Source organism: Microbispora sp. H11081, assembly GCF_012999535.1.
In the GTDB taxonomy this organism is placed as follows: domain Bacteria; phylum Actinomycetota; class Actinomycetes; order Streptosporangiales; family Streptosporangiaceae; genus Microbispora.
In genome coordinates this window covers 262,381-283,893 of the sequence record NZ_JABBWV010000005.1, presented here as the reverse complement: position 1 = coordinate 283,893, position 21,513 = coordinate 262,381, and the positions used below count along the sequence as shown (strand labels likewise).

The 21,513-nt window shown below is 70.6% G+C and carries 18 protein-coding genes; 8 read left to right on the top strand and 10 right to left on the bottom strand.

Annotated features, from left to right (window positions below):
- Positions 1 to 173: 173 nt before the first annotated feature.
- Both HHX31_RS16190 and HHX31_RS16185 read right to left on the bottom strand, forming a co-directional pair.
- The gene (locus HHX31_RS16190) at positions 174 to 1,370 is read right to left on the bottom strand and encodes an ROK family transcriptional regulator (protein WP_169949097.1); all 1,197 of its coding nucleotides are present in this window, start codon (positions 1,368 to 1,370) and stop codon (positions 174 to 176) included.
- A 188-nt stretch (positions 1,371 to 1,558) separates the two neighbouring features.
- Positions 1,559 to 2,386 carry an SDR family NAD(P)-dependent oxidoreductase gene (locus HHX31_RS16185; protein WP_169949096.1) on the bottom strand — a complete coding sequence of 276 codons (828 nt, stop codon included), beginning with the start codon at positions 2,384 to 2,386 and terminating at the stop codon, positions 1,559 to 1,561.
- 84 nt (positions 2,387 to 2,470) lie between these two features.
- On the opposite strand from HHX31_RS16185, the gene HHX31_RS16180 reads away from it, so the two are divergent.
- On the top strand, positions 2,471 to 3,319 hold the full coding sequence (locus HHX31_RS16180; protein WP_169949095.1) for a helix-turn-helix domain-containing protein: 849 nt from the start codon (positions 2,471 to 2,473) through the stop codon (positions 3,317 to 3,319).
- 12 nt (positions 3,320 to 3,331) lie between these two features.
- On the opposite strand, the gene HHX31_RS16175 is transcribed toward HHX31_RS16180, so the two are convergent.
- From HHX31_RS16175 to HHX31_RS16160, 4 genes are all read right to left on the bottom strand, one after another.
- Entirely contained in the window at positions 3,332 to 3,961 is a 630-nt protein-coding gene (locus tag HHX31_RS16175; protein WP_169949094.1) for a TetR/AcrR family transcriptional regulator, read from the bottom strand.
- Between the two features lie 52 nt (positions 3,962 to 4,013).
- Positions 4,014 to 5,219 carry a cytochrome P450 gene (locus tag HHX31_RS16170; protein WP_169949093.1) on the bottom strand — a complete coding sequence of 402 codons (1,206 nt, stop codon included), beginning with the start codon at positions 5,217 to 5,219 and terminating at the stop codon, positions 4,014 to 4,016.
- Between the two features lie 162 nt (positions 5,220 to 5,381).
- Positions 5,382 to 5,684 carry an STAS domain-containing protein gene (locus HHX31_RS16165; RefSeq protein WP_169949092.1) on the bottom strand — a complete coding sequence of 101 codons (303 nt, stop codon included), beginning with the start codon at positions 5,682 to 5,684 and terminating at the stop codon, positions 5,382 to 5,384.
- The gene (locus HHX31_RS16160; RefSeq protein WP_311931822.1) at positions 5,684 to 9,859 is read right to left on the bottom strand and encodes a SpoIIE family protein phosphatase; all 4,176 of its coding nucleotides are present in this window, start codon (positions 9,857 to 9,859) and stop codon (positions 5,684 to 5,686) included. The genes HHX31_RS16165 and HHX31_RS16160 overlap by 1 nt, the downstream gene beginning before the upstream one ends.
- A 258-nt stretch (positions 9,860 to 10,117) precedes the next feature.
- Between HHX31_RS16160 and HHX31_RS16155 the strand changes: the two genes are divergently transcribed.
- The gene (locus HHX31_RS16155; protein ID WP_169949090.1) at positions 10,118 to 10,450 is read left to right on the top strand and encodes a YnfA family protein; all 333 of its coding nucleotides are present in this window, start codon (positions 10,118 to 10,120) and stop codon (positions 10,448 to 10,450) included.
- On the opposite strand, the gene HHX31_RS16150 is transcribed toward HHX31_RS16155, so the two are convergent.
- The 4 genes from HHX31_RS16150 to HHX31_RS16135 all read right to left on the bottom strand — a co-directional run bounded on the left by HHX31_RS16150 (position 10,447) and on the right by HHX31_RS16135 (position 13,902).
- A complete protein-coding gene (locus tag HHX31_RS16150; RefSeq protein WP_211589785.1) occupies positions 10,447 to 11,613 on the bottom strand; it encodes an SRPBCC family protein in 1,167 nt (388 codons plus the stop codon). The two genes, HHX31_RS16155 and HHX31_RS16150, sit on opposite strands and share 4 nt — an antisense overlap.
- A 72-nt stretch (positions 11,614 to 11,685) precedes the next feature.
- Positions 11,686 to 12,279: a TetR/AcrR family transcriptional regulator gene (locus tag HHX31_RS35685; RefSeq protein WP_311931821.1), complete on the bottom strand. Its 594-nt coding sequence runs from the start codon at positions 12,277 to 12,279 to the stop codon at positions 11,686 to 11,688.
- Between the two features lie 59 nt (positions 12,280 to 12,338).
- Positions 12,339 to 13,223: a maleylpyruvate isomerase N-terminal domain-containing protein gene (locus tag HHX31_RS16140; RefSeq protein ID WP_169949089.1), complete on the bottom strand. Its 885-nt coding sequence runs from the start codon at positions 13,221 to 13,223 to the stop codon at positions 12,339 to 12,341.
- A gap of 217 nt (positions 13,224 to 13,440) precedes the next feature.
- Positions 13,441 to 13,902 carry a hypothetical protein gene (locus HHX31_RS16135; RefSeq protein ID WP_169949088.1) on the bottom strand — a complete coding sequence of 154 codons (462 nt, stop codon included), beginning with the start codon at positions 13,900 to 13,902 and terminating at the stop codon, positions 13,441 to 13,443.
- A gap of 793 nt (positions 13,903 to 14,695) precedes the next feature.
- Between HHX31_RS16135 and HHX31_RS16130 the strand changes: the two genes are divergently transcribed.
- From HHX31_RS16130 to clpB, 6 genes are read left to right on the top strand one after another with little or no spacing between them, the layout of a single operon-like run.
- Positions 14,696 to 15,163 (top strand): general stress protein, encoded by a 468-nt coding sequence (locus tag HHX31_RS16130; protein ID WP_169949087.1) that lies wholly within the window; start codon positions 14,696 to 14,698, stop codon positions 15,161 to 15,163.
- A gap of 22 nt (positions 15,164 to 15,185) precedes the next feature.
- Complete coding sequence (gene dnaK, locus HHX31_RS16125) at positions 15,186 to 17,084, top strand: molecular chaperone DnaK (RefSeq protein ID WP_169949086.1); 1,899 nt, start codon at positions 15,186 to 15,188, stop codon at positions 17,082 to 17,084.
- A gap of 13 nt (positions 17,085 to 17,097) precedes the next feature.
- Positions 17,098 to 17,592: a nucleotide exchange factor GrpE gene (locus HHX31_RS16120; protein ID WP_169949085.1), complete on the top strand. Its 495-nt coding sequence runs from the start codon at positions 17,098 to 17,100 to the stop codon at positions 17,590 to 17,592.
- The gene (locus HHX31_RS16115; protein WP_169949084.1) at positions 17,592 to 18,581 is read left to right on the top strand and encodes a DnaJ C-terminal domain-containing protein; all 990 of its coding nucleotides are present in this window, start codon (positions 17,592 to 17,594) and stop codon (positions 18,579 to 18,581) included. The genes HHX31_RS16120 and HHX31_RS16115 overlap by 1 nt, the downstream gene beginning before the upstream one ends.
- A complete protein-coding gene (locus tag HHX31_RS16110) occupies positions 18,578 to 18,904 on the top strand; it encodes a chaperone modulator CbpM (protein WP_169949083.1) in 327 nt (108 codons plus the stop codon). Before HHX31_RS16115 ends, HHX31_RS16110 begins: the two co-directional genes overlap by 4 nt.
- Positions 18,895 to 21,513 carry an ATP-dependent chaperone ClpB gene (clpB, locus tag HHX31_RS16105; protein WP_169949278.1) on the top strand — a complete coding sequence of 873 codons (2,619 nt, stop codon included), beginning with the start codon at positions 18,895 to 18,897 and terminating at the stop codon, positions 21,511 to 21,513. Before HHX31_RS16110 ends, clpB begins: the two co-directional genes overlap by 10 nt.

Below are 21,513 nucleotides of genomic sequence, written 5' to 3'. Positions count from 1 at the left end.
TGCATGATCATGCAATCCGGCGCGTACACGATCTCGGCGGACGGCCGAGTCCGGGGGTGCAAGGCGGGAGTGCGGGGCCGGTGGTGCGAGGCGGGGCGCGCAACCGGGCCGCGACGAGTGCGAGGCCGCGTTGCCAGGTGCGGGTGCGAGGAGTGTGGGGCGCGGGCGCCCGGTCACCGTGAGACCTCGTACGCCTCCTGGCTCACGAGCCTGGCCGCGCCGATCACGCCGGCCCTGGCGCCGAGGTCGCTCATGACGATCGGCAGGTTCCTGGTGGCGAGGGGCAGCGAGCGCCGGTAGATCGTGCCGCGGATCTCTGCGAGCAGGATGTGGCCGAGCAGCGTGAGCCCGCCCCCCAGCACGATGAGGCTCGGGTTGAAGAACGACACCAGGCCCGCCAGCACCTCGCCCACCCGCCGTCCGCCGTCGCGCACCAACTGCACGGACACCGGGTCGCCCGCGCCGACCGCCTCACCCACATCCGCGGCGGTCAGCGTCCCGTTGCGTTCGAGCAGTTCCCCGAGCATGGGCGAGCGCCCCGACCGCGCCGCGGCGAGCGCGTCACGAGCGAGCGCGCCGCCACCGAACGACGCCTCCAGGCATCCCGTGTTTCCGCATACGCATATGGCGTCCGAATCAGCGACCGGAATATGTCCGATATCCCCCGCGCACCCGTCCATGCCGCGATAGAGCTCGCTCTTGGCCACGATTCCGCAGCCGATACCCGTACCGACCTTGACGAAGAGGAAGTTCTCCACCGTGCCCGCCACACCGGTGTGTTGTTCGCCCAGCGCCATCGCATTGACGTCGTTGTCCAACAGGACCGGGCAATCGAACCGCCGGCCGAGCACATCGCGGACCGGATAACCGTCCCATCCCGGCATGATCGGCGGCGACACCGGGATACCCCGCGAGAAGTCCACCGGGCCCGGCACGCTCACGCCGACTCCCAGCGGCCTGTCCACGCCCAATTTCACGAGCAGCCTGCGGCCCTGTTCCGCGGCGAGTTCGAGCACCGGTTCCGGCCCCCGGCGTACGTCGCATTCAGTGCGTTCGAACGCCAGAACCCGCAGCCTGCCGTCCGTGACGGCCGAGGAAACCGAGGTGGCGCCGATGGCGATGCCGACGAATCGAACGTGACCGGCGAGATCGATGACGGTCGAGCGGCGGCCTCCGCGGGACGCGGCAGGCCCGATTTCCTCGACGAGATGAAGCGCCGTGAGCCGGCCGAGTTCCGTCCCGATCGTCGTTCGTGACACTTCGAAGTGTTCCGACAGCTGAATGCGAGATTGCGGACCGGCATCCCGCAATCGCGTAAGGATTTTGGCCTGGAGCCGTGTTTCGGCTCGCCCTGGCACCGAAGTCTCCACCGCCCAAGTTTCTCATCGGGCGGCTCCTCTTCCATCCTCCGCGCATAGTCCGGCAGCACCCAATTTTTTTCGCCTAATGAAACTTTCGTCGCCGCCTCGGCGGAACTCCGCGTTTCATCGGCTTCGTTCGGCGGCCCGGCCGGCGTTCCCCTACCGGCCGGGCTCCGAAAGCCGGCCCGGGGAACGGGTCACCCGTCGGCGGACTCGGAGAGGGCGCGCCACTCCCGCCAGGTGTCCAGGCGTCCGGCGTAGGCCCGCTCGGCGATCGGCAGGCAGTAGCTCCCCAGGAACAGGCGCAACGGGGGCCGTTCCGCGTCCACGACCGAGAGAACCGCCTCGACCGTGACCTCGGGGTCGATCGGTTCCCTGCCCGCCGCGGCGGCCCGGCGGGCCTCCCGGACGTGCTCGTACGCGGGATGCGGCTCGGCGTGGACGGCCGACGATCCACTCCAGTCGGTGCCGTACGGGCCGGGCTCGATGATCGTCACCTTGATGCCGTACGAGGCGACCTCCTGGGCGAGCGACTCGCTGAACGCCTCCAGGCCCCACTTCGACGCGTTGTAGAGCCCGAGCATGGGAAACGCGGCGACGCCGCCGATGCTCGACACCTGCAGGATGTGGCCCCGTCCGCGCTCCCGCATCCCGGGCAGCACGGCCTGGGTGACCCAGAGCGCGCCGAGCAGGTTCGTCTCCAGCTGAGCTCTCGCCTGGGCTTCGGTGACCTCCTCCACCGCTCCGAAAAGGCCGTACCCGGCGTTGTTGACGACGACGTCGATCCCGCCGAAGCGTTCGGCCCCCCGGTCTACCGCGGCGAAGGCGGCCTCCCGGTCGGTGACGTCGAGCGTCAACGGGAGGATCGCGTCGCCGAACTCGTCGGCGAGCGGCTTCAGCGCGGCGACGTCGCGCGCCGTCGCGACGACCCGGTCGCCGCGCCGCAGCGCCGCCCGCGTCCACACGTTTCCGAAGCCACGGGACGCTCCCGTGACGAACCAGGTGATTGCGTTTCCGGTACTCATGACAATCACTCTGCCCACCCGTGGGACGGGCAGCCATCACCGTGACAGGGTCACCATCGGGCACTGCGTACAGTGGCGGGTGACATGCCCGGCACCAACGCTCTCGGCAGCTTCCTCAAGGCCCGCCGCGCGCTCGTACGCCCGGAGGACGCCGGGCTGCCCGCGTTCGGGCGGCGCCGCGTGGCCGGGCTGCGCCGCGACGAACTGGCCGCGCTCGCGGGCGTCAGCCTCGCCTACCTGACCCGACTCGAGCAGGGCCGGGACCGCAACCCCTCCGAGCAGGTGCTCGACGCGCTCGGGGCCGCCCTGCGCCTCGACGCCGACCTCACGGCCCACCTGCACGCCCTGGCCCGTGACGCGTCGAGACCGAACGGCGGCCCGGCCCGCCGGCCGCCCGAGCGACCGGCCCCGGGGGCCGGCTCTCTCCTCGACGCGTGGGTGGGCGTACCCGCCTACCTGCGGGGACGGCGGTTCGACGTGCTGGCCGCCAACGCGCGGGCGATGGCCCTCGCGCCCATGTATCGGCCCGGCCGCAACCTCGTCCGAGACGTCTTCCTCGATCCTTACGCTCGGGCGCTGTTCCCCCAATGGGACGCCGTCGCCGCCGGCTCGGTCGCCGCGCTCCGGGCCGTGGCCAGCGCCGACCTCGGCGACCCGGCCCTGCGCGAGCTGGTCGAGGAGCTGTCGGCGGCCTCCGAGGACTTCCGCCGCCTGTGGGAACGCCACGACGTCCGCCCGACGCGAGACGAGACGAAGGAGTTCGCCCATCCCGTCGCCGGACCGCTCGTCCTGCGGCGTCACAGCCTGACGGTCGCCGGGACGGACGGCCAGGTCGTCATCGCCTACCAGGCCGAGCCCGGAACGCCCTCGGCCGCCGCGCTCGCCAGGCTCACCGCTCCCGGACCGGATCACGACGCGACCCGCTCGCCGTAGGCCGCCCGTGCGTCACACGGGCCAGCCGCCCCGCCTGCGCGCCGACCTGAGCGGCACGGCGGCCGGCAGCGGGGAGGCCGCGCCGGGAGACAGGGCGTCGAGGACGAGCGCGAGGTAGCGCCGCCAGCCGTCACTGCCGGGTTCCATCGTCCACAGCACGCCCATCAGCATGACCATGATCCTCGGCAGGTCGCCGGGGACGAGGTCCTCGCGGATGACACCGGCCTCCTGCCCGCGCCGGGCCAGCAGGGTCAGCGACTCGACGAACGGGCTGCTGGCCTCGGCGGTGACGGCGCCGGAGTTGCGGGCGGCGGCCAGGGTGTTGCGTTCACGGGCCGCCGTGGACATCGCCGCTTCCAGCACAGTGGCCAGACCACGCCGGGGATCGTCGTCGTCGAGCGCCCGCTCGACGACGGGGGCGATGTCCTCGGCGAAGCTCTGGTCGAGGGCCGCCCTGACCAGGCCCGCCTTGTCGGGGAAGTGGCGGTAGAGGGTCGCGATGCCCACACCGGCGCGGCGGGCGATGTCTTCGAGCAGCGCGTCGGGCCCCTGCTCGGCCCAGACCTCCCGGGCCGCGCGCACGATCCTGCCGGAGTTGCGTGCGGCGTCGGCGCGCGGCCGTCGCGAGCTCTCAGTGATCATTCCCACAGGATAGCCAAGTGATAGGTGACTATTAATTAGTTCCGTACGGGCGTCAGGGCCGGTCCCATGTGACAAGCATGTGCTCGGGCCCCCGGGTGGACAACCCCGTCTTCCACACGACGTCGTCCTCGGAGCCGGCGAGGCGGAGCCCCGGCAGCCGGGTGAGCAGCGTACGCAGCGCGACCTGCAGCTCCATCCGGGCGAGCGGGGCGCCGAGGCAGTGGTGCGCCCCGTACCCGAACCCCACGTGCGAGGCCTGCTGACGGTCGAACTCGAGGTCGTCGGGGTTCGTGTAGACCGACTCGTCACGGTTGGCCGACACCAGGCTCACGACGACCGGCTCACCGGCGCGCACCGTGACGCCGCCCAGCTCGACGTCCTCCAGCGCGTAGCGCGCGATGGAGGCGCCGCCGCCGAGCGGCACGAAACGCATCAGCTCCTCGACGGCACCGGGGATCAGGTCGAGGTCCGCGCGCAGCGTCGCGAGCTGCTCGGGGTGGGTGAGCAGCACGTAGACGAAGTTGGGGATCTGCGTGGCCGTGGTCTCGTGGCCGGCGACCAGCAGCGCCTCGGCCAGCGACAGCATCTCCTCCTCCGACAGCCGCTCCTCGTTGTCTCGGGCCGCGACGAGCGCGGTGAGCAGGTCGTCCTTCGGGGTCTGCCGGCGCTGGGCGATGAGCCCCGCCATGTACTCCCTGAGCAGCCCCATGCAGCGCATCACCTCCTCGGGGGTGAACCGCGTGGTGGACAGAAGCGCGTCCGACCAGGTGCGGAAGTCGACCCGGTCCTCGACGGGCACGCCCAGCAACTCGCAGATGACCGTGATCGGCAGCGGCAGCCCGAAGTCCTCGACGAGGTCGGCCGGGGCGCCCTTCGCCAGCATCGCGCCGACGAGATCGTCGGCGATCTCCTGGGTCCGGGGCCGCAGCGACTCGATCCGCCGTACGGTGAACGCCTTCGACACCAGCCTGCGCAGCCTGCTGTGCTCGGGCGGGTCGAAGCTGAGGATGCCGCCGGGGCGGGACCGGTGGGGCCGCATCCGCGGCTCGTCGCGGCCGATCGCCGCGGCCCGGCTGAACCGCGGGTCGCCGAGCACGACCTTGACATCCTCATAGCGGGTCGCGAGCCACGCGGGTTCACCGTAGGGCAGCCGGACCCGGCACAGCGGTTCCTCCTGCCGCAACCGGAAGAAGAGGGGATCCACCTCCAGCCGGTCCACCTGGCCGAAGGGGAAGATCCGGGGTTCGACAGTGGTCACGATGCCTCCAGAGCGGATCGCCGTTTCACCACGAGCCGTCGAGCAGCCACTTGATAGTCAACTATCACATGACTCGTGTAAAGAGATCAACGCAAGAAAGAGCAAATCTCGTTTACGGCGATATGACCGGAGGAGGAGGCGGGAACGCCCGCTGAGCGCCCGCTATCGGACGCCGGAGTCACCGCCGGCGACGCCGACGAGGTCCGCCAGCCCGGAGATGGTCAGGACGGGCGTCAGCAGAGGGTTGGCGACGAGCGTGATGTGGTCGGCGTGGGCGAACAGGACGCTCAGCCCGGCGCTGTCCAGGTATTCGACGGAGCTCAGGTCGAGGACGACGGGCCCCGGGGTGCTTTCGAGAGCGGCCGCGAGGGCGTCGGTGTTGCTCATGTCGATCTCACCGGCGACGGTCAGCAGAGCGGCGCCGTCCGGGCCATTGCCGGGGGTGAGAGTGAGCGGCGTGATCATCAGGCGATCCTCATCTGCATGTCGACGGTGGTGCCGGACGGTCCCGGGGTTATGGTGACCTGCTGCATCATGGCGCGCATGAGGGCGACGCCGCGGCCGCGGTGGGCGTTCACCTCGGGTTGTGGGGCCTTCCAGCGGCCCGTGTCGGCGACGGTGAGACGCAGGTTGTCCACGGACGCCTCGGCCCGGAGGCGGACGATGTCGCCTGGTGCGTGGCGATGGCCGTGCTCGATGGCGTTGGCACACGCCTCACCTGCGGCGACCAGGACGTTCTGGACGATCTGGGCCGGCAGGTCGCACTGGCCGAGCCAGCTGCGCAGCGCCTTGCGAACCGGCGCGAGCTGCGACGACTCGGCGGGGAACGTCATCTCCAGCGGGGCCGGGTGCCGGTAGAGCAGCAGAGCGACGTCGTCGTCGTAGCCGTCGGCGGGCGCCAGGCGGATCATCACCTGCGTCGCGAGGTCGTCGACCGCGACGTTCCTGCCGTCCTGTACGGCCTGGCTGGCCTGGTCGATGCCGGAGTACAGCGAGCGGCGGCGGCGTTCGACCAGGCCGTCCGTGTAGAGCATGAGCGTGGCACGGGCGGGGATGACCGTCTCGCCCTCCGGCCGCTCCGCCCCGGGGCGGACGGCCAGGGGAACGGAACGTCCGCCGTCGAGCAGGCCGGTGCTGCCGTCGGGGTGGGCGAGGATGCCCGGGGGGTGCCCGGCGCTGGAGTACGACAGACGTCCGGTCTCCGGGTCGAGGACACCGCAGAAGACCGTGGTGCACTTCGCTCCTGGCACACCGGCGGCGAACTGGTCGAGCGCCATGAGCACGCGGGCCGGGCTGGCGTCCTGCAGCAGCAGCGCGCGGCAGGCGCTGCGCAGTTGTCCCATGACGGCGGCGGCGTCCACGCCGCGTCCCACGCAGTCGCCGACGACGATGCCGATGCGTCCGCCCGGCAGGGCGATGGTGTCGTACCAGTCGCCGCCCACCTCCAGCGGCCGGGTCGCGGGCTCGTAGCGTACGGCGAACCCGTCGGGAAGCTGCGCGGGGCCGAGGATGGCCCGCTGGAGCGCGATCGCGGTCTCGCGCTGCTGGTCGATCTGGTGGGCGCGGACCAGTCCCTGCGCGAGCCGCCCGGCCAGCAGCGACAGCAGCACCTGGTCCTCGCTCGTGAAGGACCGGTAGCCCAGGTCGACCCACAGCGCCATCGGCCCGTCGGGGTGCTCCAGCAGGACGCCGACCCCGTCGCGCTCGGCGACCGGGGTGAGCAGCGGCCGCTTCGCCATGCCGGCGAGCGTCCGGCGGCGTTCCGCGGACAGCCCGTGCCAGTCGACGGTCGCGTCCGTCGCGGTCAGCGACGGCTCCTCCCCTTCGCCCTGGGCGAAGACGGCCGCCAGCACGGACTTGGCCCGCCACAGGATCCGCAGCTCCTCCAGCGCGCCGGTCAGCGCGTCGGACAGGCTCCCCGCCTGGGACAGGCGGGTGCTCAGGGAGGCGAGCGCGCTTTCGCGCTGGATGGCGTAGTGCTCGGCGGTGACGTCGCGGATCGTGCCGACGACGACCCTGCGCCCGGTGTCGGGGTCCTGCGCCCGGTTGAAGTTGACGCTGACCCACAGCCGGTGCCCGTCGCCGTGGGTGACGGGGATGGTGTAGCTGCCCTGCCCGGGGCCGAGAAGTCCGTTGAACGCGTCGGCGACCTGCTGGTGGGCCTCGGGATCGACGGCGGCGTCCGGCCACCACGGGTGGATCGGCCGGTAGGGCAGGTTCTCCGGGCCGTAGCCGAGGATGTCGGCGAACGCCTTGTTGATCTCGATGACGGCGCCGTCCTCGTCACAGACGAAGAACGCCTCCTGCATCGAGTTCACCAGCGCCGTACGCCAGCGCGCCTGGTGCTGACGCAGCCGCGCCATGTCCATGGTGGCCCGCACCCGCGCGAGCAGTTCCGCCGCGGCGAAGGGCTTGACCAGGTAGTCGTCGGCCCCCGCCTGCAGCCCTTCGATGGACGCCTCCTGGCCCGCCCGCGCCGACAGCAGCACCACGGGGATGGTCGCGGTACGCGGATCGGCCCGCAGCGCCGCGACCAGGGACAGGCCGTCCAGGCGGGGCATCATCACGTCGCTGACGACCAGGTCGGGGATCTCCGCGTGGATGGCGTCGAGGGCCTCCATCCCGTCGCTCGCGGTGTCGACGACATAGCCCGCGCCCTTGAGCAGGCGGACGAGGTAGCCCCGCATGTCGGCGTTGTCGTCGGCGACCAGCACACGCGCCGGGACCGCGGAACTCCCGGAGATCACGGGCCCTTCCTGGTGCGTCATCTCCGTGACGACCCCGGCGGGCTCGCCGTCGTCGTCCGCGGGCAGCCAGCGCAGCGCCTCTTCGACGAACGGGTCGGCGGCGGTGCCCGTGGTGCCCGTGCCGGCCGTCGTGATCACGTCATCGGGGAGATGCGCGGCGCCGTACGGCATGCGGATGGTGAAGCGGGTGCCCTCGCCCTCGGTGCTGTCGGCGGCGATGGTGCCGCCGTGCAGGCCGACCAGCTCCTGCACGAGAGCCAGCCCGATGCCGCTGCCCTCGTTGGACCGCGAGCGGGCGTTCTCGATGCGGTGGAAGCGCTCGAACAGCCGCGGCAGCTCCGCCGCGGGGATGCCGATGCCCGTGTCGGTGATGGTCACCACGGCGTGGGCGTCCTCCCCGCGCACCTCGACGCCGATCGACCCGTCGAAGGTGAACTTCAGCGCGTTGCTGAGGAGGTTGAGCACCACCTTCTCCCACATGCCGCGGTCGATGTACACCGGCTCGTCCAGGGGAGGGCACTCGACCCGGAACTCCAGCCCTGCCTTGTCGATCGCGGAGCGGAAGAGGCTGGCCAGCTCGGCGGTGACCGTGGCCAGGTCGACCGGTTCGTACCTGGCCTGCATGCGGCCGGCCTCTATGCGGGAGAAGTCCAGCAGGGTGTTGACCAGCTTCCCCAGCCGCAACCCGTTGCGGCGGATGACCTCCAGCTCCTCGCGCACCTGCGCGCCGGCCCCCTGCAGATGGCCGCGCAGCTCCTCCACCGGGCCCATGATCAGGGTCAGCGGGGTGCGGAACTCGTGGCTGATGTTGGAGAAGAAGACCGTCTTCGCGCGGTCGAGCTCGGCCAGCTCCTCCGCCCGCCGCTGCTGGGCCTGGTAGCTGCGCGCGCTCGCGACGCCCGCCGCGACGTGTCCCGCGGCCAGTTCGATGAACCCCTGGTAGACCTCGTCGAGGCGGCGGTAGCGGTTGAGCGCGCACACGAGGAACCCGTACGGCGCGCTGCCCTGCTGGAGCAGCGGCACCACCAGCGCCTGCGTGGGCGGCTCCGACCAGCCCCCCGACGGCAGCCCCGCGTACGCGGGACCGTCGAGCGGGACGAGCACCGGCTCTCCCCTGGCCAGCACCGTCGAAGGCCACACCGCGTTCTGGTCGTCGGCCGGCAGAGTGACAGGGGCCGCCGGATGCCCGGCCGGGATCCCGGTCGCACCCGCCAGCCACGCGCCGCCGCCGTCGTCCTTATAGAGGTAAGTCAGGGTGAACGGCAGGTCGTGCGAGTTGCGGCCGAGCTGCCGGCAGGCGAAGGCCAGCATCTCCTGCTCGGTGCGGACCACGCTGGGGTCGGAGCCGAGGTCCCGCAGGGTCGCCATGCGCCGCTCGCCGATGACCCGCTCGGTCTCCTCGCTGACGACGCACAGCATGCCGACCACGGCGCCGGAGTCGTCGCGCAGGGGACTGTAGGAGAACGTGTGGTAGGTCTCCTCGGGGTAGCCGGACCGCTCGAGGAACAGCAGGAGCGCCTCGTCCCAGGTCGCCTTCCCCGTGTCCAGCACGGCCTCGATCCGTGGGCCGATGTCGCCCCAGATCTCCGCCCAGACCTCGCTGGCCGGGCGGCCGAGCGCCCACGGGTATTTCCGGCCCAGGGTGTCGCGGCGGTAGGCGGAGTTGCAGAAGAACGTCAGCTCCGGCCCCCACGCCATCCACATGGAGAACCGGGACGACAGCAGGATGCTCACCGCCGTCTGCAGGCTCTGCGGCCACTCGTCCGGCGGTCCCAGTGGCGTCGCCGCCCAGTCCACCAGCGCCAGGTCGCGGCCGACCTCTTCGTCGACGCCGAACACCCCGGCCCAGTCCGCCGTACGCGGTACCTGCTCGGCGTCCTCGTAGCGCGTCACCTGACACCCCTCCGTTCGCGCCGAGCCTCGCCCACCCGCTCCGGGCTTCGTGTCATGCCGTTGCCCCACGGCGTGCCCCGCGGAATATTCAGGGGAAATCAGGGGCACGTGGGCAGCAGGATACCCCCGGCTGACCAACAGGGATGACTCGCCACAATAACGCGTGGTCATCGCGTGGCCGGCATTGCGTACGCGCCTGCCCCGCCGGGCGGAACGCGGCCCCCGGGGGACGGTGACACGTCCTCTACAGTCGCGGCCATGACCGTCGCGCGCTCTCTCCTGCTGTTCGTCGTCGCCGCGCTCGCCGAGATCGGCGGCGCCTGGCTGGTCTGGCAGGGAGTGCGAGAGCAGCGCGGGCTGCTGTGGGTCGGGGCGGGGTTCGTCGCGCTCGGCCTCTACGGCCTGGTGGCGACCTTCCAGCCGGACGCCAACTTCGGCCGGATCCTCGCGGCGTACGGAGGCGTGTTCGTCGCCGGCTCGCTGGTCTGGGGCATGGTGGTGGACGGCTTCCGCCCCGACCGATGGGATCTGGCCGGGGCCGCCGTCTGCCTGGTAGGCGTCCTGGTCATCATGTACGCGCCGCGCGGTTAGGCCGGGTGGGCCGGGCGGCCTGGTGTCCCTTCCACCCACGACCGGTACGCGTCGAGGACGAGGCCGTGGAAGTGGTGCACGCCGTGCTCGGACAGCCCGGAGCCGGACGGGTCGTAGACGATGCGGCCCTGGTCGAAGGCCGGGGTGCTCATGCCCCGCTGGACGCTCTCCACGATGGCGATGTCCTGCTGCTGCAGCACCTCGTCGATGTACCGCACGGCCTCCACCTCGGCGTCCATGAGTTCGGCCGTCTCGAAGTAGAAGTCCCAGGTCTCCAGGGTCCGGCCCGGACCGGCGGGGATCACCTGCAGGACCATGAAGTTGCCGCGGCCGGGGTAGCGCAGCAGACAGGTGTTGGGCCACAGCCACCAGACGGCGTGCTCAGTGACCGACGCGCCCGCGACGTCGTACGCGGCGTTCTCCTGCTTGCCCGCCTCGGCGAAGTGGCTCGACCAGATGCCGTGGGTCTTCACCTCGTAGGTGTCCATGTCGACGAGGTCGACGAACTCCTTGTGCGCGATGTGACAGTGGTAGCACTCAAGGAAGTTGTCGATGACGTTCTTCCAGTCGGACGCGATGTCGTAGGTCAACCGCTTCGCGAAGGTCAGTTCGGCCACGTCGGGGGCCCACCTGGCGATCTCGGCGGCCAGGTCCCCGGCCTGCTCGCCCAGCGGAGCGGCGGACGGGTCCAGGTTCACGTAGACGAAGCCGCCGAACTCCTCCACGAGCACCTGGTCGAGGCAGATCTCGTTCTTGTCGAAGTCCGCCATCCCGCTGGTGCGCCGGGCCGCCCTGAGCCGTCCGTCCAGGCCGTAGGTCCAGGCGTGGTACGGACAGACGATGGCGCGGGTGGTGCCGGAGCCGGAGAGCAGTTCGTGGGCGCGGTGCTTGCAGACGTTGTAGAACGCGCGCAGCGCCCCGTCGCGGTCGCGTACGACCGCGATCGGCATGCCCGCGACGGTGGCCGACACGTAGCCGCCGGGTGACCGGAGCTTCTCCACGTGGCAGACCAGTTGCCAGGTCCTGGCGAAGATCGCCCGGACGTCGGTCTCAAGCCACCGCGGGTCCGTGTACGCCTCCGACCGCAGTGACATCGATCGGCCGGGGTCCTGGTGGTAGCCGGCGCCGACCCGGCGTACGTCGGCCATCGTGACGGGTGCCATGGGGGGAGCATACGTTCGACTGAACGATCGTTCAATCCATTCCTGAACGTTCGTTCAGGGTCTGTGTAGTGGTCAACCGGCGAGCGCGATCTCCTCGCAGCGACGGACGTTCCTGCCGATCGACTCGCGGTCGAGCCCGAGCAGGGCCGTGAGCCACAGGCCGTTCTGGATGACGTCGATGTCCGCGGCCCGCTCCTCGCACTCGTCCGCCGACAGCTCCGGGCGTGCCGCGTGAATGAGGGCGGCGAGCCCGGCACGGTAGCGCTTCTGGGCCGCCGTGTTGATGCGCTCGAAGTCCTCGTGGGCCTGGGCGAGCGCCCAGAGCTGGAGCCGCAGAGACAGGTATTCCGTCGTCAGGAACTCGGGGTCGGCCACCCGCTTCAGCGCGGCCCGCAGCCGCTCCTCAGGCTCCAGGGCGGGATCCGGCTCGACCAGCGCGATGTCCTGCTCCTCGATGCGGTGCAGGGCCGCGCGGATCAGGCTCGTCTTGTCCTCGTAGTGGTAGTTGACCAGCCCGAGCGAGACCCCGGCCTCACGGGCGACGGCACGCATGCTGACCCCGGATATGCCCTGCAGGGACAGCAGCCGGAGCGCCGCGTCGAGGATCCGCGTCTGCCGGTCGACTTTCTCCTCGGCGTCCACCGCGCGCGCCGGCCTCGGACTCACGTCCTCAACCCTAGTAGCGGCAGGACGCCCTCACCGACGAAAGCGGGATCGGAGGCTCCTTACGGGCCCGGGTACGAGTTGGCGGGCAGGCGGACCTTGCGCAGGAAGGCCGGCAGCAGCCAGGGACGGCGCCCGGTGATCACGATCTTGCCGGTCAGCGCCGCCCTGGCCCGGCTCAGCCGCCCGAACAGCATCAGGTTGAGGGCGACCGGGTCGAACCGGACGCGTACGTCGGCTCCGGGCCCCGGCTCCTCCACGGTCAGTGTCCCGTTCCGCAGCACCAGCGTCGCGGGGCGGGTGTGCCGCGACCGGAACTCCACGGCGATGCGGCGCGGGTGCGGCGGTTCTCCGGTGTCGAGCAGCGAACCGGTGCCGTGGCGGATGAGGTCGGTCAGGAACAGGTCGAAGAAGAGGCCGGCGTCTCCGCGGGACATCGGCCAGGGAGCGCCGGTCGCCCGGGCGACGTCCCAGCCGTGGATCATGAACTCGTTGACCAGATGCGCCAGCAACCCGGAGACGGGCAGCCGGGCGGAGCCGAGCCAGGTCACCGTGTGGCCGGGGTCGAGGCTCTCGCTCAGCCGCAGGATGTCGCCGATGTGGCCTCGCAGGCGCTCGGCGAGCGCCCGGGGGTCCCGCTCGGTGAGCTCGCGCATGACGTGGTGGTTGAGTTCCGCGACCTTGTCCACATTGGTGGACAGAATGCGGTCCACGAGAGTAGGGAACGGGTTGGAGACGCCTCCGAGAAGGTACGGGTAGTACGCGCAGATCGAGACCAGGTGAGCCGCGGTGTCGGCGACGGACCACTCCTCGGTCACCATCGCCTGGGGGTCGGGCGCGGAGGACACCAGATCGGCGAACCCGTCACCAGTCCTCTTGAGCGCGATGCGGATCTCGCGCCACAGGTCCTCCCCGCGCCACAGGTCCTCCGAGGTTCCTGCTGCCATCGCGGCCTCCAGGCGTCCGTTGTCCCGTCACGCTAACAAGCCCCTGCCTGTCCCGCTTATCGGGAGATGCGGCGATCCAGGCCGGAACCGGGGATCGGACACGCCGCTTCGTCAGCCGGCGGGAGCCATCTCGGACAGGCGGCGAATCGATCCGCCGGACGGTTCCGTCCAGCGGGATGGCGGCGCCTGGCCGGCCGGGCTCGCCCCTGCTGTGGCGTCAGAGTGATGTCCAGCAGTACAGGTGGTGTTGGTGCTGGGTGGCTCGTACTGCCAGGTCGCGTAGGTCTTGGAGTAGCTCGGTGAGTTCGGCCGGGTCTGCGAGGCCCCAGAACTCCTCGGTCTGGGACCAGAGGTGCGCTGCGGCGCGGATCTGGTCATCGGTGGCGGTGGCGAGTGCAGTGGTGAACTCCTCGGTGACGGTCAGGATTCCCTGTCCTCCGTCATCGCTGAATCTCAGCGTGGCGGCATGCCTGGGCCGCTCGGCGATGTCCTCGTATCGGCTGCCGGTGAGCAGCGCCTCCAGGGTTCCCATCATCACGTACGGGTCGATGCTCTTCAGTTCGGCGCTGTCTTTCGGCTCTATGCCGGGGGGCGGGCAGGTGGGACCTGCCGGCCAGTCGTAGACGTTCGCGGCTTCGTCGTCCGTGGCTGCCCTGAAGTAGTCGAAGAAGACTCCCATGGTCGGGCAGAGTGCCAGGAACAGGGGCTTACCGCCATCACTGCGATGGCGCCGTGGCCACCTGGCACTACAGCCGCGGCTCAGCCGCCCTTGATCACTGGTCAACGGGAGGGTCTGAATCCATTTGGTCGTCCGCCAGATCGTCGGATAGAACACCGCGGTGATTCGCAATCGCGGCCTTGATCCGCAGGCGCTGAGCCAACTCTGGGCCCGACAGTGGCCCGAGTGTCCGCCGTTCGCTTACTGGCTAAGAGCCCGACTTCCGCAGCTATACGCAGCTCTACGCTGAGACACGACCCTGGCAGCCCGGGATCATCGACACCCTGCTACGAGCGGTCGCCGACCGATCTCTCGTCTGCCGTCGACCCATCGCGAAGCGAAGCGGGCCAGGACGGCGATCACCGCGATCCACTCTGGTTCCATGAAGCGCGCGCGATCACCCTGCAACGCTTCAGCCTTATCGCTCGCAGATAGGGAGCCCAGCTCCACGTGCTCCTTCGGATCTGGCGCTCCCCTGGGCGACTTGCTACTGCTCATGGGAGGCAGATGAGGGGCAGGGAGAGTGGTGCGAGGGAACGGCAGGCGGGATCCTGACATGGAAGACGAAAATCCCGTCGGGTGTTCCACAAGCCGACGGGGGGACACGCGTCATAGGGATTGTTCTCGCTGGTAGAGCCCTGATACCGCCAACATCGAAGGTGGCGTGGATTCCGGTTCTCCCGCTCCGGCCGATGCGCATCGGCGGCGGCGCGAGTCGTCTTCACGAGCTGGAATAGCCGAGGGGGTTGGTCCCGTGAGCGTCCCGAGAACAGCAGGGCCCCACAAGGTGGTGCTGGCCACCTACAGCAGCTACGACGCGGCCCAGCACGCCGTGGACGTCCTGGCCCGCCACGACTTCCCGATCGCACACGTCACCATCGTGGGCTGCGATCTGCGGTGGGAGGAGAAGGTGCTCGGGCGATGGGGCCTCGGCAGAGCACTCGTCACCGGCGCGGGTACCGGTGGCTGGATCGGTCTTCTTATCGGCTTGATATTCGCGATCTTCAGCCCGTGGGCCGGATGGGCCATCGGCTCCTCGATCGTGCTCGGGCTGATCTTCGGCCTCGTCTGGGGTGCGATCAGTCACGTGGTGCAGCACCGGGCGTTCGCCTCGATGCCTGCGGTCGTCGCCGACCACTACGACATCCTCGTCGACCCGGAGTTCGCCGACGAGGCCAGGCGCGTGCTCACGCATGCTCGTGAGGCCGCTGCGCTCAGGTGAGCGCCAGGAGGGGGATGAGGACATGGCCAAGGCGGTGGGCATCGACCTCGGCACGACGAACTCGGTCATCGCGACCACCGAGGACGCGCATCCGACGGTCGTCCCGAACGCCGAGGGGTCGCGCACGACTCCCTCGGTGGTGGCCTTTACGGACCAGGGCGAGGTGCTGGTGGGCCAGATGGCCAGACGCCAGGCGATCCTCAACCCGAAGGGCACGATCTATTCGGCCAAGCGCTTCATCGGGCGCAAGTTCGACGAGGTGCAGAGCGAGATCAAGGCGGTCTCGTTCGACGTCGTGCCGGGCCCGGACGGCGCCGTGCGGTTCAAGGTGCGCGACAAGCTGTACGCGCCGGAGGAGATCTCCGCCTTCGTGCTGCGCAAACTGGCCTCGGACGCCGGGAAGTTCCTGGGGGAGAAGGTCAACGAGGCCGTCGTCACGGTGCCCGCGTACTTCAACGACGCGCAGCGGCAGGCCACCAAGGACGCCGGCAAGATCGCCGGTCTGGAGGTCCTGCGGATCATCAACGAGCCGACCGCGGCGGCCCTGGCATACGGCCTGGACAAGAAGGACAACGAGACCGTTCTCGTGTTCGACCTGGGCGGGGGCACGTTCGACGTCAGCGTCCTCGACATCGGCGAGGGCGTCATCGAGGTCCGCGCCACCTCGGGCGACACTCACCTGGGCGGCGACGACTTCGACCGGCGCATCGTCGACCACCTGGCCGACGAGTTCCACAAGCAGCAGGGCATCGACCTGCGGCGCGATCCGCAGGCCCTCCAGCGGATGTTCGAGGCCGCGGAGAAGGCCAAGGTGGAGCTGTCGGCGGTCACCCAGACGCAGGTCAGCCTGCCGTTCATCACGGCCGACGCGACCGGCCCCAAACACCTGAACACGACGCTCATGCGCTCGACCTTCGAGCAGATCACCCACGACCTGCTCGAACGCTGCCGGGGTCCGGTGGAGCAGGCCATGGCCGACGCGAAGCTGACGACGAACGACCTCGACGAGGTGATCCTCGTCGGCGGCTCCACCCGCATGCCGGCCGTGCAGCAACTCGTGCGGCGGCTGACGGGCAAGGACCCGAACATGACGGTCAACCCGGACGAGGTCGTGGCCGTCGGCGCGGCCGTCCAGGCGGCCATCATCAAGGGCGAGCTGAAGGACGTCGTGCTGCTGGACGTCACGCCGCTGTCGCTCGGCGTCGAGACGCTCGGCGGCGTGATGACGAAGATCATCGAGCGGAACACCACGATCCCGGCCCGCCGCACGGAGACGTTCAGCACCGCGGAGGACAACCAGTCGGCCGTGGACGTGGTCATCCTGCAGGGCGAGCGCGAGCGGGCCGCCGACAACCGGGTGCTCGGCCGGTTCCGGCTGGAGAACATCCGGCCCGCGCCGCGCGGGGTGCCGCAGATCGAGGTCACCACCGACATCGACGCCAACGGCATCCTGAACGTCTCCGCCAAGGACAAGGACACCGGCGCCGAGCAGCGCATCACGATCAGCGAGAGCTCCAACCTGGACAAGAGCGAGATCGACCGGATGATCGCCGACGCGGAGCGGCACCGCGCCGAGGACGCGCAGCTTCGCGCCGCGATCGACGCGCGCAACGAGCTGGACTCGATCGCCCACCAAGTGGAACGCCGGCTGTCGGAGCTGGGCGAGGCCGTCCCAGTGCACGAGAAGGCGCGGGCCGAGCAGCTGATCATGGAGGCGCGTCAGGCGATCAAGGAAGAGGTGCCCGTCGACCGGCTGCGCGGCCTCACCGCGGAGCTACAGCAGGTCTATCACGGCCTCGGCGTGGCGGCGTCCGCCGCCCAGGCCCAGACCCAGGGGCCGACTCAGGCCGGGCCCGGCCAGGCCGCCGCCGGCTCCTCGGACGAGGACGTCATCGACGCCGAGTTCACCAGCTCCGAATAGCCAGTGACATGACATGACCGAGCGGAATGAGACACCACCTCCGGAGCCCCGGCAGGCCGTCGAGGAACCCGTTGAGGAGAAGCTCGCCGAGCTGGAGGACCGGTGGCTGCGGGCCGTCGCCGAGCTCGACAACCTCCGCAAGCGTGTCGCGCGCGATATGGACCGGCAGCGGATCGAAGAGCGTACGCGCGTCGCGGCCGAGTGGCTGCCGGTGATCGACAACCTCGAACTCGCGCTGAGGCACGCGGGCGCCGACGCCGACCCGGTGATCGAGGGTGTCAGGGCCGTCCGCGATCAGGCGGTCGGCGTCCTCGCGCGCCTCGGCTTCCCGCGCAGGGACGACGTGGGCACGCGGTTCGACCCCGCCAGGCACGAGGCGGTCAGCACGGTCGCCGTCCCGGATGCCGACCCCGGCACCGTCGTCGAGGTCGTACGGCCCGGCTACGGTGACGGCGCGCTGCAACTACGCCCGGCCTCCGTCGTCGTCTCCACGAGAGCCGACGAGTGATGGCGGAGCGCGACTTCTACGAGGCTCTCGGAGTGCCGAGGACGGCGGACCAGGACGAGATCCAGCGGGCCTACCGGAAGCTGGCCCGCACCTACCATCCCGACGTCAACAAGGCCCCGGACGCCGAGGACCGCTTCAAGGAGGTCTCGGAGGCGTACGAGGTGCTGTCGGACCCCGGGACGCGGCGGCGGTACGACGCGTTCGGGCCGGACTTCCGCCGGGTGCCCGAGGGCGTGGACCCAGCGGCGTACGCGCGCGCCCGCGCCGGAGCGGGAGCCGGCGCGGGGCCGGGCTGGGCGGGGCCGGGGCCCGCCTGGGCGCGCGGACCCGGCGGGGAGGAGATCCACTTCACCACCGGCGAGGGCTTCGAGGGCATCGACCTCGAAGACCTGCTCGGTGGCGTCTTCGGCAGGCGCAGGCGCGGCGCGACCGGCCGCGGCTGGGGCCCGGTGCCCGGCGCCGACCAGGAGGCCGAGCTGCCGCTCACGGTGGAGGAGGCCTACCGCGGCGGCCGGCGGACCATCACGATCCCCGGCCCGGGAGGCGGACGGACCCTCCAGGTGAACATTCCCCCCGGGTTGACCGACGGCCAGCGGATCCGGCTCGCGGGCCAGGGCGGTGCGGGCAGCGACGGCGCCAGTGCGGGCGACCTCTATCTGATCGCGCGGATCGCCGACCACCACCGCTACCGCCTGGAAGGGCGCGATATCCACGTCCGCCTCCCGCTGACGCCGTCGGAGGCCGCGCTGGGGGCGACCGTCGCGGTCGACACGCCCGGCGGGGAGGCGAAGGTCAAGGTGCCGCCGGGCACCTCGTCCGGGCGTCGCCTGCGCCTGCGTGGACAGGGCATGCCGAACCCGCGCGGCCGGCCCGGAGACCTGCTGGCCGAGGCCCGGATCATGGTGCCGCCCACGCTCGGCGACGAGGAGCGCCGCCTGTACGAGCAACTGGCCAGGATCTCGACGTTCAACCCGAGGAGCCCGTCATGACCTATCCGCTCGTCCGGCTCGCCCAGGTGGACGTCGGGCACCTGGACCTTGAGTCCTTCTCCCGGGCCACGGGGCTGCACCCGGAACTGGTGCGCCGCCTGGTGGCGCTCGGGCTGATCGACGCCTGGACCGGCTTCTCGGGCGGCCTGTGCTTCCCGCCCGCCCAGGTCGCCGCCGCGGGCCGACTCCAACGCCTGCACGCGGGGCTCGCCGTCAACTACGCCTCCCTCGGCCTCGTGACGGACCTCCTGGACCGCATCGCGGAGCTGGAGGCGGCTCTGCGCACCCATACGAGATGGACCGGAGACAGATCGTGGACCTGAACCGCCTGACGCAGAAGTCGCAGGAGGCCCTGCACGACGCCCAGACCGCGGCGATCCGCTTCGGACACACCGAGGTCGACGGGGAGCACCTGCTGTTGGCGCTGGTCCGGCAGCCCGACGGGCTCGTCCCGCGCCTGCTGTCCGCCGCCGGCGCCGACCCGGACAAGCTCCGGCTCGAACTGGAGCACGAGCTGGAGCGGCGGCCCCGCGTCACCGGTCCCGGCGCCGCCCCCGGCCAGGTCTACGTCACCCAACGGCTGTCGCGGCTGTTCGATGCCGCCGAGCGGGAGGCCGGCCGGCTGAAGGACGAGTACGTGTCGGTCGAGCACCTGCTGATGGCGCTGCTGGACGAGGGCGTCGACAGCGCGGCGGGCCGGCTGCTCAAGGGACACGGGCTGACCCGTGAGCGCTTCCTGCAGGTCCTGACGCAGGCACGCGGGAATCAGCGGGTGACCTCCGCCAATCCGGAGGTCGCCTACGAGGCGCTTGAGAAGTATGGGCGCGACCTCGTCGCCGCGGCGCGGGCGGACAAGCTCGACCCGGTCATCGGGCGGGACGGCGAGATCCGCCGGGTCATCCAGATCCTGTCCCGCAAGAGCAAGAACAACCCGGTCCTGATCGGCGACCCGGGTGTGGGCAAGACGGCGATCGTGGAGGGCCTCGCGCAGCGCATCGCGCGCGGCGACGTACCGGAGGGCCTGAAGGACAAGACGATCTTCAGCCTGGACATGGGCGCGCTCGTCGCGGGGGCGAAGTACCGCGGCGAGTTCGAGGAGCGCCTGAAGGCCGTGCTCACCGAGGTGACGGCGTCCGAGGGACGCATCCTGCTGTTCGTCGACGAGGTGCACACGGTGGTCGGCGCGGGCGCCGCCGAGGGGGCGATGGACGCCGGCAACATGCTGAAGCCGATGCTGGCCCGCGGCGAGCTGCACATGATCGGCGCGACGACCGTGACGGAGTATCGCAAGCACATCGAGAAGGACGCCGCGCTTGAGCGCCGCTTCCAACCCGTCTTCGTCGACGAGCCGTCAGTCGAGGATTCCATCTCCATCCTGCGCGGGCTGCGCGAGCGGCTCGAGGTCTTCCACGGCGTGAAGATCCAGGACGGCGCGATCGTCGCCGCGGTTGTGCTGAGCCACCGCTACATCTCCGACCGCTTCCTCCCTGATAAGGCGATCGACCTGGTCGACGAGGCGTGCGCCATGCTCCGTACGGAGATCGACTCGATGCCCGCGGAGCTGGACGAGCTGACCCGCCGGGTGACGCGGCTGGAGATCGAGGAGGCGGCGCTCGCCAAGGAGGACGACCCGGCGAGCCGGGAGCGCCTGGAGACGCTACGCAAGGAGCTGGCCGACCTGCGGGCCGAGGCCGACGCCATGCGGGCCCAGTGGGAGGCCGAGCGGCACGCCCTGCGCAAGGTGCAGCAGTTGCGCGAGGAAATCGAGAGCGTACGCCGGGAGGCCGAGCAGGCCGAGCGCATGTACGACCTGAACCGCGCGGCCGAGCTGCGACACGGCAGGCTCCCCGAACTGGAGCGCAGGCTGCGTGCCGCGGAGGAACAGCTGGAGAGCAAGCAGGGCGGGCGCCGGCTGCTGCGCGAGGTGGTGACCGAGGAGGAGATCGCCGGCATCGTGTCGCGGTGGACCGGCATCCCGATCAGCCGCCTGCAGGAGGGCGAGCGGGAGAAGCTGCTACGGCTCGACGAGATTCTGCACCAGCGGGTGATCGGCCAGGACGAGGCCGTGCGGGCGGTCGCCGACGCCATCATCCGGGCGCGCTCGGGGATCAAGGACCCCCGCCGCCCGATCGGGTCGTTCATCTTCCTCGGGCCGACCGGAGTCGGCAAGACCGAGCTGGCCAAGACGCTGGCCGAGGCATTGTTCGACACCGAGGAGAACATCGTCCGCGTCGACATGAGCGAATACCAGGAGCGCCACACCGTCAGCCGCCTCGTTGGCGCCCCGCCCGGGTACGTCGGCTACGAGGAGGGCGGCCAGCTCACCGAGGCCGTGCGGCGCAAGCCCTACTCCGTGGTGCTCTTCGACGAGATCGAGAAGGCACACACGGACGTGTTCAACACCCTGCTGCAGGTGCTGGACGACGGGCGGCTCACCGACGCCCAAGGGCGCACGGTCGACTTCCGCAACACCGTGATCATCATGACGTCCAACATCGGCTCGCACTACCTCAGCGAGAAGGCCGCGCCGTCAGGCGAGATCGACCCGGAGGTGCGCGAGATGGTCATGGCGGAGCTGCGCGCCCGCTTCCGCCCCGAGTTCCTCAACCGCATCGACGACATCGTGCTGTTCAAGCCGCTCACCGAGGCCGAGATCGAGCAGATCGTCAAGCTGATGTTCAACGACATCAGAGCGCGGCTCGCCGAGCGCAGGTTGACGCTCGAGATCAGCCCGGAGGCGGTCCGCCACATCGCCGAGCGCGGGTTCGACCCGATCTACGGAGCCCGCCCGCTGCGGCGTTACATCGCCCGCGAGGTGGAGACCCGGGTCGCGCGGGCGCTGGTCGCCGGCGACGTCCGCGACGGCGCGACCATCCGGGTGGAACTGTCCGGCGGCGAGATCGTGGTCACGTACGAGAACCCGGAGGGCTGA